This is a genomic window from Nocardia sp. BSTN01, from assembly GCF_015354405.1.
GTDB lineage: Bacteria > Actinomycetota > Actinomycetes > Mycobacteriales > Mycobacteriaceae > Nocardia.
Window position 1 is genome coordinate 1 of record NZ_JADKYP010000032.1, and the last position, 13259, is coordinate 13259.

Genomic DNA, 13259 nt, shown 5'->3' on the forward strand with positions numbered 1-13259 from the left:
AGGTGGTCACCTGCGCGTCGTATCCGGCGCGGGCCTTCGGTGTGCGGGCCGGAATGCCGCTGCGCACCGCGGTCCGCAAATGTCCGGACGGGGTGTTCCTGCCCCTGGACATGACCACCTACGAGGAGGCGTCCGACGAGGTCATGGAGGTGCTGCGGCGGTTCCCGGTGCGGGTCGAGGTGCTGGGCTGGGACGAGGCCTTCCTCGCCGCCGACACCGACGATCCCGAACGGCTCGCACGCGAAATCCGCAGTGCGATAGGGGAATTGAATCTCACCTGTTCGATAGGTATCGGCGACAACAAACTGCGCGCGAAACTGGCGACCGGATTCGCGAAGAGTGTCGGCAAAGGTACGGACGCCGAGGGCGCGAACAGCACCGACACCGAACGCGATGGCACGGTTGCGAAGGAGTCTGCGGGACAGGAGCATTCGGAAGGCGAGGCGGCGGTGGCGTCCCGGACCGCCGAGCCGGGTGCCGGAATCTTCCGGCTCACCGCGGAGAACTGGAACGAACTCATGGCGCACCGCCCGACCAGCGCGCTGTGGGGTATCGGCACGCGCATCGCGCAGCGAATGTCGGCCCTGGGCATCGACACCGTCGCACAGCTCGCGGCCGCCGACCGGAATGTCCTGGCCACCGAATTCGGCCCGGCCACCGGCCCCTATCTCTGGGTTCTCGGACACGGTGCCGGCGATACCGATGTGGTGACCGAGCCGCGAATTCCGGTGGGGCGCAGCAAATCCGAAACCTTCCCGCACGATCTGACCGATCGCGAGGAGATTCGCGCACAGGTCGCGCGGCTGGCCCGCGAGGTCGCCGTGGAGATGGCCGCGGCCGGCCGGATCGGCACCCGGGTGGGGGTCACGGTGCGTACCAACACCTTCTACACCCGCACCAAGCAGAAGAAGCTGCCCGAACCGACGATCGACGCCGAGGCGATCACCGCGGTCGCACTCGAGATCATCGACCGGTTCGAACTCGATCGGCCGGTCCGGCTGCTCGGGGTGCGACTCGAACTCGTCCCGCAATAGCGCGAGGCCCCGCGTTTCCGTGCCGGGATGCCGGATATGTCTCGGTGGTGGCGGCGTCGCATGCGGTGCGGCCGTTTGTCATGCTGGGCCCGCAGACTCGACCGAAAGGCAGCCCATGAGCGAGTACGAGACGATCACTTTCGAGCGCACCGGCCCCGTCGCCCGGATCACCCTGAACCGGCCGAAGGCCGCGAACGGTATCGACCACGTCCTCGGCCGGGAACTGGCCGATATCGCGGGGCAGTGTGTGGACGATCCGGCGCTGAAGGTGGTCGTGCTGACCGGTGCGGGCAGGTTCTTCTCCGCCGGCGGCGACCTCAAGGCCATGGCTGCCCAGGGCGGCGGCGCCGGCCACTACGTGAAGGGCCTGGCCGACGACCTGCACGAGGCGCTCTCGTCGTTCGCCCGGATGGACGCCCTGCTGGTCGTGGCGGTCAACGGTGTGGCCGCGGGCGCCGGATTCAGCCTGGCGATGGCCGGTGACCTGGTACTCGCGGGCGAATCGGCGGCGTTCACCATGGCCTATACCCGCGCCGGGCTGAGTCCCGACGGCGGCGCGTCCTACTATCTGCCGCGCCTGATCGGCCTGCGCCGCACGCAGGAACTGATGCTCACCAACCGCACCCTGACGGCGGCCGAGGCGCTGGACTGGAATCTCGTGCATCGCGTGGTGCCGGACGCCGAACTCGCCGCCGCCGTGGACGAACTGGTCGCGGAATTCGCGGCGGGCCCCCGGCATTCGAATGCCAGCGTCAAGAAGCTCCTGCTGGTGAGCTCCTCACACACGCTGGAGGAGCAGACCGCGCGCGAGGCGGCGTTCATCTCCGCCTGTGCCGATTCGCCCGACGGCACCGAGGGCATCGCGGCATTCCTCGGCAAGCGCGCCCCCGTCTTCGAGTGAGGGACTGAGCCGTCGCCACGAGCGAGCCCGGTCGCGGGCCACTAGGGTGGGGTGCCATGTTCTCGGCGCCCGGCTTCGCACGCGGGTGGGCGCCGCTCCCGGCACGGTCGAAATCGGGCCCTCGCGGTTCCGGAGGCGGCAGGACTCGCGCGGGCGGTGGCCGTGTCGATGACGCGCCTTCCGCTCTCGACGTGGGGACCGCCTCGTTCGCCACACAGGTCGACGGCTCACATCGTCGCGCGGCCACCGCGCGGCCGCAGCATTCGCCCGACGCGGACCGGTCGGAGTCCGCGTCCGGGATGCGCCGAGGCGAATCCGGCGGATCTGTGGCCGCCCGGGCGCGCGCGGTGGCCCGCCGCCTCCGGTCCCCTGTGCTGCTTGTCGCCGCGCTGCTGATCCTCGCGCAGATCGGGCTGCGCGGTTGGGTGGCCGGGCGCGGCTATTTCTACTGGGACGATCTCATCCTGGTGGGTCGCGCCGACCGCTATCCGCTCTGGTCCGCCGATCTGCTGCTCTACGATCACGACGGCCATTTCATGCCCCTGGCCTTCGCCACCGCATGGGTGGTGACCCGGGTCGCGCCGCTGCAATGGGCAGGGCCGGTGGTGACCATGCTGCTGCTACAGCTCGCGGCCTCGGTCGCGGTGCTGCGCATGCTGCTGGTACTCGTTCCACGGCGAGCCGGTGCGATCCGCTGGGCCGTGCTGATTCCCTTGATCGGTTATCTGTTCTGCCCGCTGACCCTTCCGGCATTCGCCTGGTGGGCAGCCTCGCTGAACGCGCTGCCGCTGCAGTTCGCGCTGGCATGGGTGATCGCGGATGCGGTGCTGCTGGTGCGCACCGGCCGGGGCCGCTATGCGGTCTCCGGTGTGCTGGTGCTGATCGTGGGGCTGTTGTTCTTCGAGAAAGCGGTGGTGGTGCCGTTCGTCGCGTTCGCTGTCGCGGTGCTGGAGCGCTACATCGTCGGTGCCCGCATCGTCGATGCGGTTTCGCCTGCGGGCGAGGCCGAATCGGACCTCGGTGAGGCCGCCACGCCTCCCGAGCGGGCGGGCGACGGTGGCGGCCCGAGCGGGTGGGCATCGATTCGCGACGTGGCGCGCACGGGCGCGGCGCTGTGGGCCGGTTCGGCGTTGATCCTGGCGGGCTGGGGCGCGGCCTATCTCACCGTCGCCGACCACATCGCGGTCGACACCAGCCTGGCCGGGGCGCGGCGACTTCTGCACAGCGCCACCTCCCTCGGGATCGTCCCGACCCTGGTCGGCGGGCCGTGGGTGTGGGCGCGCTGGCTGCCGTCGACACCGTGGGCCACGCCGCCGGGGTGGACCGTGGTGCCCGCCTGGCTGATTCTCGCCGTGGTGGTCCTGGTGACACTGCGACTGCGCCGCCGCGTGCTACCGGTGTGGATCCTGGTCGCGGGATACGTTCTGGCCGTTGCCCTTCCGATCGTGCTGATCCGCGGCGGCCCCAATACCGCCGCCGAACTCATGCAGTCGCTGCGTTATCTGGCCGACGTGGCGGTGGTGCTGGCAGCGGCGACCGCTCTGCTGCTGGCTGCGCGGCCGCGAACAACGAGCCGGCACGCGGACGCGACCGGGCCGAAATCACCTGGTCCGGTGCCGGCTTCGCGAGCAGTCGCGATCGTGCTGACAGCGGCCTTCGTAGTGAGCAGCGTCTACACGACGGTCTCGTTCGCGCGCTCGTGGGAAATCTCCCCCACGCGCACCTATCTCACGAATGCCCGTGCGGCCTTCGCGGATCATGACGGCGCACCGCTGCTGGAGCAGGAGGTGCCGTGGGGTGTGCTGACGCCGATGACCTATCCGCAGAATCTCGCCGCCCAGGTGCTGGGCCCGATCGCCCCGGACGGTGCCTTCGGCACTTCCACACCGCACCTGCGGATGATCACCGACGACGGCAAATTCGTCGATGCCTCGGTCTGGTGGAATCGCCGCATCCTCGCCGGTCCCGAACCCGGCTGCGGATACCGCGTCGACGGCTCCGACCCGGTGGCGCTGTGGCTGGACGGGCCCATGCTCGAGCACGGGTGGACCGCGCAGATCAACTATTTCGCGAATCGGGACGGACGCCTCACCGTGGCGATGGAACACGGCGAGGCGGTGGTGGCGCCGGTGCGTGCGGGTGTCCACACGGTGTTCGTCCATGTGGTCGGCAGCGGTGAGGTGTTGCGAATCGGTTCTCGCACGACAGGTTTGGATGTGTGCGTCGGTGTCGGTCCAGTAGGGGTCGCCGCATTCGGGCATTGATCGCCGACGTGCCGAACGGGGTGCGGCTGCGAGTCGGTCGTAGCCGCGAGGCGTCCGCCCACCCTATGCTCGGACGCATGCAGTTCCAGGCGATGGTTGCGCACGAGACCGACGACGGCGTGGTACTGGCCCGCGAGGAGGTGGGCGAGGACTTCCTCGGGCCGGGCACGGTGACGATCAAGGTGCACTATTCGAGTGCGAACTTCAAGGACGGGCTGGCCATCACCCCGCGCGGCGGTGTGGTGCGCAATTACCCGATCATCCCCGGAATCGACCTGTCCGGCGAGGTGGTGGCCTCCGAGGATGCCGCCTTCACGGTGGGTGATCTCGTGATCGCGCACGGTTACGAGATCGGCGTCGCGCACAACGGCGGCTTCGCCGAATACGCGCGCGTGCCCGCCGAATGGGTGGTCAAGCTGGAGGGCCTGAGCCCGCGCGAGGCGGCGGCCCTCGGCACCGCCGGATTCACCGCGGCCATGAGCGTGCAGGCGCTGCTCGACCGCGGGCTGGCCCCGGGGGACGGGCCGGTGCTGGTGACCGGTGCGACCGGCGGCGTCGGCAGTGTCGCGGTGGACATCCTGTCCGGCCTCGGCTACGAGGTCACCGCCTCCACCGGAAAGACCGATGCGGGTGAGCTGCTGTCCACCCTCGGTGCGGCCGCGGTGATCGGCCGCCTGCCCGAGGATCCGGACGCGAAGCCTCGGCCGCTGGGTAAGGCGCAGTGGGCCGGCGCGGTCGACAGCGTCGGTGGTAAATCACTCGCCCACATCCTCAGCACCGTTCGCTACGGCGGGTCGGTGGCCGTGAGCGGCCTGACCGGCGGGACCGAACTGCCCACCACCGTCATGCCGTTCATCCTGCGCGGAGTCGGACTGCTCGGCATCGATTCGGTGAACTTCCCGATCGACCAACGGCGCGCGCTGTGGGGCCGGCTCGGCAAGGATCTGAAGCCCCGGCACCTGTCGACGCTGGAGAATATCGCGCCGATCACCGAGGCCGAGGCGGTGCTGCACGCCATCCGCGGCGGGCACCACTCCGGGCGTACCGTTCTGGCGGTGGCCGGCGAATTCTGATCGAGCGGCGGACGTCGGAATCGAACGCCCGCCATTCGCCGGCCCGGTTTTGAACTGATCTATCCAAAACGTGTTAGCCTGACCGCGTGGCACGACCGAAGCAGTTCGACGAACCGGAGGCGGTGGACGCGGCCATGCGCGCTTTCTGGAGCGCCGGTTACGAGGGCACGTCCACCCAGGACCTCTGTGCGGCCACCGGTCTGGGCCGCTCCAGTATCTACAACACCTTCACCAGCAAGCACGACCTGTTCGCGCGGGCGCTGCGGCGGTACATGGAGTTCAAGAACGCGGATACGTTCGAACTGCTCGACGGTCCGGGTTCGGTGCGCGACAAGATCGAGGCGCTGCTGCGGCGTGTGGTGGAGGCGCCCGAGGACGATCCGCTGGGATGTCTGGTCGTGAACACGACGGTCGAGATGGGCCCCCGTGACCCCGAGGTCGCCGCGATGCTGCGTGCCGATCTGGATCGTCGGATGTCCGCGCTGGTCGGCGTGATTCGCGCCGGGCAGGCCTCGGGTGAGGTCGACGAGCGAGCTGATCCGTCCGCTCTGGCCCAATTCGTCGTCGCCACCATCGGCGGTATGCGGGTCGCGGCACGCGGCGGCGCCTCCCGGGACACGTTGGCCGGTATCGCGGAGGTCGCCCTGCGCTGCCTCTGATCGATCGGCCCGGACGATCCGTCACATGATCGGGCGGTGAGTCGTAACTACGCATGTCTTAGTTTTGAACTGAATGATCCAAAATGAGAAGGGAAACGAAATGCCTTCGGCGGTATACATATTGGGCCTGGCGATATTCGCGCAGGGCACCTCGGAGATGATGTTGTCCGGCCTGCTCACGGGAATGGCCTCCGATCTCGGCGTCACCGTTCCACAAGCCGGACTGCTGATCTCGGCCTTCGCCGTCGGCATGCTGGTGGGCGCGCCGATGCTGGCCGTCGTCACGGCGCGCTGGTCGCGGCGAACCGCGCTGCTGGCCTTCCTCGCCGTCTTCGTCGCCACCCACGTCGTGGCTGCGCTGAGCTCCGACTACGGCGTTCTCGTCGGCACACGCGTCATCGGCGCCTTCGTCTACGCGGGATTCTGGTCGGCGGCCTCGGCGACCGCGGTCGGACTGGTGCCGCCGACAGCGCGCGGACGGGCGATGAGCGTCGTCGCGGGCGGCCTGACCATCGCGACCATTCTCGGACTCCCCGCCGGCACCTTCATCGGTCAGCATCTGGGCTGGCGTGCGGCGTTCTGGACGGTGGCGGCCGGATGCGCGCTGGTGATGGTGGCGGTGGCTATCGCGGTGCCCGAACAGCGCGCCGAGCAGGCGCCGCCGGTGCGAAAGGAATTGCGCGCCTTGGCCACCCGCCCGGTGGCACTGCTGTACGGCACCACCGTGACGGCCACCGCCGCGCTGCTGGTCACCTTCGGCTACCTCGGCGCCCTGCTCACCGAGACGACCGGGATCGGCGACAATTGGGTGCCGGTGGTGCTGGGCGTCTACGGTCTCGGCTCTTTCGCCGGCATCGTCATCGGCGGACGCACCGCGGACGCACATCCGCTGCGCAGCCTCACCGTCGGAATCTCGGGTCTGGTGCTCGCCTCGGCGATACTCGCGCTGACCGCGCACTCGTGGGCGGCGGTCGTCGTGGTGTCGTTCCTGCTGGGCGCCTTCGGTTTCGGGACCAATCCGGTACTGAACAGCCGGGTCTTCGCCCTCGCCCCGGCCGCCGGAACGCTCGGCGCGGCGGGCAACGTGATGTCGTTCAACATCGGCATCACCCTCGGCCCCTGGCTGGGCGGACTCGCCCTCGGCGCCGGCGCGGACTACTCGGTGGTGGGCTGGATCGGCGCGGGCCTGGGAGTGCTGGCGTTGGGCCTGGTCGGGCTGAGCCGGACCGCGGGTGGGACGCGTTCGGGTACGGCGGAACGCTCCGATATGGCGGAAATCGCGGGACCGCCGACTGCCGGTACATCCCGGAGATCCGGGGCTGCCAACGACAGTGCGGCCGGCGTCCCGGCGCAGTTGTAGGAACGGATGCCGGCGCGGAGGTGCGAACCGCACCTCCGCGCCGAACACCTTATGCCGCAGCGACTTCCGTATCGTCGGCGAATTGGGTGCGGTAGAGCTCCGCGTACCGGCCCTGTTCGGCGAGCAGTTGCGCATGACTGCCCCGTTCGACGATGCTGCCGTCCTCGATCACCAGGATCTCGTCCGCGTTCCGGACGGTCGACAGCCGGTGCGCGATGACCAGGGCGGTCCGTCCCTCCAGTGCCTCGGTGAGGGCCTCCTGCACCGCGGCCTCGGAGGTGGAGTCCAGCGACGCGGTGGCCTCGTCCAGGATGACGACCCGCGGTTGTTTGAGCAGCAGCCGGGCGATGGTCAATCGCTGCCGTTCACCGCCGGACAGCCGATATCCGCGTTCGCCGACCACGGTGTCCAGACCGTCGGGCAGCCCGTCGATCACCGTGCGCAACCGCGCACGCTCCAGCGCGTCCCACAGTTCCGTCTCACTCGCCTCGGGCCGGGCCAGCAGCAGATTGGCGCGGATGCTGTCGTGGAACAGGTGGCCGTCCTGGGTGACGAGTCCGACCGTGTCCTGGATCGACCGGGTGCTCAGATCCCGCACGTCGACGCCGCCGAGCCGGACCGCGCCGCCGTCCACATCGTAGAGCCGCGAAACCAGTTGGGCGATGGTCGATTTACCCGCACCGGAGGATCCGACCAGGGCGATCATCCGCCCCGGCTCGGCGCGCAGCGAAATTTCGTGCAGCACCTCGCTGCCGCCGCGATGGTCGAGTGTCGACACATCCTCCAGCGAAGCGAGGGAGACCTTGTCGGCCGACGGGTAACCGAAACGCACCCGGTCGAATTCCACCGAGACCGGGCCCGCCGGAACCGCCACCGCATCCGGCGCATCCTCGATCAGCGGCTTCAGATCGAGGATTTCGAAGACCCGCTCGAAGCTCACCAGCGCCGACATGATGTCCACCCGCGCACTGGCCAGGGCCGTCAGCGGGGTGTAGAGCCGGGTCAGCAGCAGCGACAGCGCGACCACGGCGCCGGCGTCGAGCTGGCCGCGCAGGGCGTACCAGCCGCCGAGGCCGTAGACCAATGCCACGGCCAGCGCGGACACCAGCGTCAACGCGGTGACGAACACCGTCTGCAGCATCGCGGTCCGCACGCCGATATCGCGCACCCGCCCGGCGCGCACCGCGAATTCCGTGGATTCCTGATCCGGGCGTCCGAACAGTTTCACCAGGGTGGCGCCGGGTGCCGAGAACCGCTCGGTCATCTGCGTGCTCATCGAGGCGTTGAGCTGGGCGGCCTCCCGCTGGATGCTCGCGATCCGGGTGCCCATCTTGCGGGCGGGAAACATGAACAGTGGCAGCAGGATCAGGGCCAGCAGTGTGATCTGCCAGGACAGCCGCACCATCACCGCCACGGTCAACAGCAGCGTCACGATATTGGTGACCACGCCGGACAAGGTCGTGCTGAACGCGCGCTGCGCACCGATCACGTCGTTGTTGAGCCGGCTGACCAGCGCTCCCGTGCGGGTGCGGGTGAAGAAGGCGACGGGCATCTTCTGCACGTGATCGAACACCGCGGTGCGCAGGTCGAGAATCAGTCCCTCCCCGATCCGCGCCGACAACCACCGGATCACGATGCCCAGGCCCGCGTCGAGCACCGCCACCAGCGCGATGACCGCCGCGAGGGTGAGGACCGAGCGCGGTGCCGCATGGCCGACGATGTCGTTGACCACTCGCCCCGCCAGCACCGGATTGGCCACCGTGAGCAGCGCGGACGCGATGCTGAAGACCAGGAAGCCGATGAGCTGAGCCCGATGCGGGCGCGCGAATCGCAGAATGCGCGCGGCCGTCTCCCGGCGCAGACCGCGCCGCTGCTGGGGTGCGTGCGCCTGCCGGTACAGCTGACTCCACGCGACCGATTCGATGCTCATCCGCATCTCCTTCCGCTGCCGGGCTCATTCAACCCCGGGCCACCGACATTAAGACCTCAACAAAGGTTGAGAGCAAGTAGTCCCGGTTCGCCACGAGCGCAAGCGCCGGGTGACGTGCGCCCCGGCGCTGCGCCCGGCTGCCGGTCGTCGGCCTCCTAAGGTCGACGTCATGTCGTCGAACCCCAACATGCGAGCGATGCAGTACGAGCGAGTGGGCGGGCCCGAGGTATTGACGCAGGTGGAGGTGCCGATTCCGGATCCCACCGGAGATCGGGTGCGGGTGGCGATCCGGGCGGCCGGGGTCAATCCGGCCGATTGGAAGATGCGCGCCGGACTGATGCCCGGTCCGCCCGGATTCCCCCGCCGGGCCGGATTCGAGATCGCCGGTGTGGTCGACGCCGCCGGACCCGAGGCTCGGTTCCAGCCGGGTGACGAGGTGCTGGGCTGGGCTCAGGGCGGCGGCTACGCCGAATACGCGCTGGCCACCCAACTCGTCGCCAAACCGGCCGAGCTGTCGTTCGCGGAGGCCGCCGCCATCCCGGTCGCCGCCAACACGGCCGGTACCGGCCTGGACGAACTGGCCGTGAAGTCCGGCGAGACGTTGCTGGTGAACGGCGCCTCCGGCGCGGTCGGCGCGTTCGTGGTGCAGCTGGCCCGGGCTCGCGGCGCGACGGTCGTCGGCACCGCCTCGGCCGCCAACCAGGAGATCGTGCGCACGCTGGGTGCGGTCCCGACCACCTACGGTCCCGGCGTCGCCGAGCGCGTGCGCGAGCTGGCGCCGCACGGCGTCGACGCGGTCTACGACTGCGCCGGTCACGGATTCCTCGACGCCGCGATCGCATTGCGCGGCGGTACCGATCGGATCATCACCATCGCCGACGGCGCCGCCGTCGACAAGGGCGTCACGTTCTTCGCTCGAACCGGCGGCCCCGCCCTCGACATCGTGGCACGCCTCGCGCAATCGGTCGCCGTGGGGGAATTTCGTCTCCCCGGGGTCGCGCGTACCTACCCGCTGTCCGAGGCCGCCGCCGCCCAGCGCGACAGCGAAACCGGTCACGGACTCGGCAAGATAGTCCTGCTCCCCTAACCGGCTCGGCGGCACGCGGCGGCCGACCGGGTCTCGCCGTGCGTGGCGATCCCGAGCGGTGAGCGGACGGGTCCCCGCGTTCTACGCTGGCGATATGACCGACTCCTGGGTGCGGGCCCTGCGCGACCGGATCGACGGCGAGGTCGACGACGACGTCCGCCGCCGCGCGGAGTACTCCTCGGACGCCTCGAACTATCGCGTCCTCCCGGCGGCGGTGGTCTACCCACGCGGCGACGAGGATGTGGCCGCGGCCGTGCGATTCGCCCGCGAGGAAGGGACGCCGATCACCGCACGCGGTGGCGGAACATCCGTGGCGGGCAATGCGATCGGGCCCGGACTGGTGCTCGACTTCAGCCGGTACATGAACACCGTGCTGTCCGTCGATGCCGAAAGCCGTTGTGCCCGAGTGCAACCGGGTGTGGTGCTCTCGGGCCTGCAGCAGGCCGCCGGACGCCACGGCCTGCGACTGGGGCCGGACCCGTCGACGCAGAACCGCTGCACCCTCGGCGGCATGATCGGCAACAATGCCTGCGGCCCGCGCGCGGTGTCCTGGGGCCGCACCTCCGATACCGTGCGTGAGCTGCGCATCCTCGACGGTACCGGCGCCGAGCGCGCACTGGCCGCCGATCTCTCGGTCGTGCCCGGTCTGGCGGAGTTCACCCGCCGCAATCTGGCGACCCTGCGCACCGAGGTGGGCCGCTTCGATCGGCAGGCCTCGGGATACGGCCTGCAGTACCTCACCCCGGAACGCGGTGCGTCGATCGCCAAGGCGTTCGTCGGGTCCGAGGGCACGTGCGGCCTCGTTCTCGACGCGACCGTGGATCTGGTTCCGCTGCCGAACGCGACCGCGGTCGCGGTGCTCGGTTATCCCGATATGCCCGCTGCCGCCGACGATGTGAAGGCGGTGATGGCGGGCCGTCCGATCGCGGTCGAGGGCCTGGACGCGCGGCTGGTGGATGTCGTGCGCGCACACGGACGGGCGGTACCGGAACTACCTGTGGGCGGAGCTTGGTTGTTCGTCGAATTCGCCGGGGACACCGAGGAATCGGCGTACGACAGCGCGGCCGCGGTGACCGCCGCCTGTGCCGCTCTCGACACCCGGATCGTCACCGACGCCGGGACGGCCGCCCGGTTGTGGCGGATTCGCGCCGACGGCGCCGGCCTCGCCGGACGCACACCCGAGGGCGAACCGGCCTGGCCGGGCTGGGAGGACGCCGCCGTCCCGCCCGAACGTCTCGGTGACTACCTCCGTGACTTCGAACGGCTGATGCGTGATCACCGCGTCGACGGCCTGCTGTACGGCCATATCGGCGACGGTTGCATCCACGTCCGGCTCGACCTTCCGATCGCCCGTGCGCCGCAACGGTTCCGCGACTTCCTGTTCGACGCCACCGATCTCGTGGTCCGTTACGGCGGTTCGGCCTCCGGGGAGCACGGAGACGGCCGCGCCCGCTCGGAACTGCTGTCGCGCATGTACTCACCGGACGCCCTGCGCGTATTCGCCGAGTTCAAGGGGCTTTTCGACCCGGACGCGATACTGAACCCGGCGGTTCTGGTCCGGCCCGAACCGGTCGACACCCACCTGCGTCTGCCCGGGCTTCGGCCGGTTCCGGCGGCGGGCGGTTTCCCGTTCCCCGCCGACGGCGATATCGGCGCGGCCGTGCATCGCTGCGTCGGCGTCGGAAAATGTCGCGCCGACACCCGCTCGACCGGCGGTTTCATGTGCCCGTCCTACCTCGCCACCGCCGATGAGAAGGACAGCACCCGGGGGCGCGCGCGGGTCCTGCAGGAGGTCGTGCGCGGTGCCCTGGACTGGCGTGACGAGGCGGTGGCGCAGTCGCTGGATCTGTGCCTGTCCTGCCGGGCCTGTTCGTCCGATTGCCCGGCCGGTGTCGATATGGCGACCTACAAATCCGAGACGCTGTACCGCGCGTACCAGGGACGGCCGCGACCGATCGACCACTATGTCCTCGGCCGCCTGCCACAATGGCTGGCGGTGGGCACGAAAATACCGCGAACGGTGAACGCGTTCACCGGCATTCGATGGCTACGGCGAACGGGCATGCGCCTGGCCGGTATGGATCCGCGACGTCCGGCGCCGCGACTGGCGCCGCGCTCGTTCCGCGCTCAGTGGGCGCACCGCGGACGGGACAGGCATCCGGACGGTCCGGTGGCGATGCTGTGGATCGACAGCTTCACCGATGCCTTCGCCCCGGACATCGGCTGGGCGGCCGTCGAACTCGTGGAATCGGCCGGATACCGCGTCCGCATTCCGGATCGCCGGGTGTGCTGTGGCCTCACCTGGATCAGCACGGGTCAGCTCGACGGGGCGCGCAAGCGGTTGCGGGCCGGTCTCGACGCACTGGCGGAGCACGTGCGGGCGGGCGGCCCCGTGATCGGCCTGGAGCCGTCGTGCACGGCCGCGCTGCGATCGGATCTGCCGCAGTTGCTCCCGGATGATCCGCGCTCGACTCCTACCGCCCGCGCGGTGCGCACGCTGGCGGAATTCCTGACGGAGCAACCGGATTGGCAGCCGCCGGACCGCTCGGGCGAGACCGTGCTGGTGCAACCGCACTGTCATCAGCATGCCGTCACGGGTTTCGACGCCGACCGGCGGTTATTGCACCGAACGGGTGCGAAGATCACCGAAATCAGCGGATGCTGCGGACTTGCTGGAAACTTCGGAATGCAATCGGGGCATTACGAGATTTCGGTCGCGGTCGCGGAGGGCGGATTACTTCCGGCACTACGGGCGGCCGATGCGGCGACGCCGCTGCTGGCCGACGGATTTTCCTGTCGAACTCAAGCCGAACAGTTGGCCGGTCGGCGGGGTCGTCATCTCGCGCAATATCTGAACGATCAATGATTCAGATGTTCGGAGGTCGCGGCGATGACGGACCGCGCACGCCCGCCGCATCGACACGCGGCGGGCGAGGGCGGCGACGGGATCA

General features: G+C 69.6%; 9 protein-coding genes. 8 read left to right on the forward strand and 1 reads right to left on the reverse strand.

The genetic code is table 11. The features are described from left to right. Positions 1–2: 2 nt before the first annotated feature. From IRT45_RS23140 to IRT45_RS23165, 6 genes are all read left to right on the forward strand, one after another. Positions 3–1034, forward strand: coding sequence for a DNA polymerase IV (locus IRT45_RS23140; RefSeq protein ID WP_375540142.1), 1032 nt, complete (start codon positions 3–5; stop codon positions 1032–1034). A gap of 115 nt (positions 1035–1149) precedes the next feature. Next, positions 1150–1935 carry an enoyl-CoA hydratase/isomerase family protein gene (locus tag IRT45_RS23145; protein ID WP_194807923.1) on the forward strand — a complete coding sequence of 262 codons (786 nt, stop codon included), beginning with the start codon at positions 1150–1152 and terminating at the stop codon, positions 1933–1935. A 191-nt stretch (positions 1936–2126) separates the two neighbouring features. After that, the gene (locus IRT45_RS23150) at positions 2127–4199 is read left to right on the forward strand and encodes a hypothetical protein (RefSeq protein ID WP_309241112.1); all 2073 of its coding nucleotides are present in this window, start codon (positions 2127–2129) and stop codon (positions 4197–4199) included. A gap of 77 nt (positions 4200–4276) precedes the next feature. Then, positions 4277–5272 carry an oxidoreductase gene (locus IRT45_RS23155; protein ID WP_194807924.1) on the forward strand — a complete coding sequence of 332 codons (996 nt, stop codon included), beginning with the start codon at positions 4277–4279 and terminating at the stop codon, positions 5270–5272. 86 nt (positions 5273–5358) lie between these two features. After that, positions 5359–5931 (forward strand): TetR/AcrR family transcriptional regulator, encoded by a 573-nt coding sequence (locus tag IRT45_RS23160; RefSeq protein ID WP_194807925.1) that lies wholly within the window; start codon positions 5359–5361, stop codon positions 5929–5931. Positions 5932–6031: 100 nt separating this feature from the next. Continuing rightward, positions 6032–7291 (forward strand): Cmx/CmrA family chloramphenicol efflux MFS transporter, encoded by a 1260-nt coding sequence (locus tag IRT45_RS23165; protein ID WP_194807926.1) that lies wholly within the window; start codon positions 6032–6034, stop codon positions 7289–7291. A 49-nt stretch (positions 7292–7340) separates the two neighbouring features. On the opposite strand, the gene IRT45_RS23170 is transcribed toward IRT45_RS23165, so the two are convergent. After that, positions 7341–9221, reverse strand: coding sequence for an ABC transporter ATP-binding protein (locus tag IRT45_RS23170; protein WP_194807928.1), 1881 nt, complete (start codon positions 9219–9221; stop codon positions 7341–7343). Positions 9222–9408: 187 nt separating this feature from the next. Here IRT45_RS23170 and IRT45_RS23175 point away from each other — a divergent pair, with 187 nt between their 5' ends. Continuing rightward, the gene (locus tag IRT45_RS23175; protein ID WP_194808043.1) at positions 9409–10308 is read left to right on the forward strand and encodes an NADP-dependent oxidoreductase; all 900 of its coding nucleotides are present in this window, start codon (positions 9409–9411) and stop codon (positions 10306–10308) included. A 94-nt stretch (positions 10309–10402) separates the two neighbouring features. Then, positions 10403–13174 (forward strand): FAD-binding and (Fe-S)-binding domain-containing protein, encoded by a 2772-nt coding sequence (locus IRT45_RS23180; RefSeq protein WP_194807930.1) that lies wholly within the window; start codon positions 10403–10405, stop codon positions 13172–13174. Positions 13175–13259 lie beyond the last annotated feature (85 nt).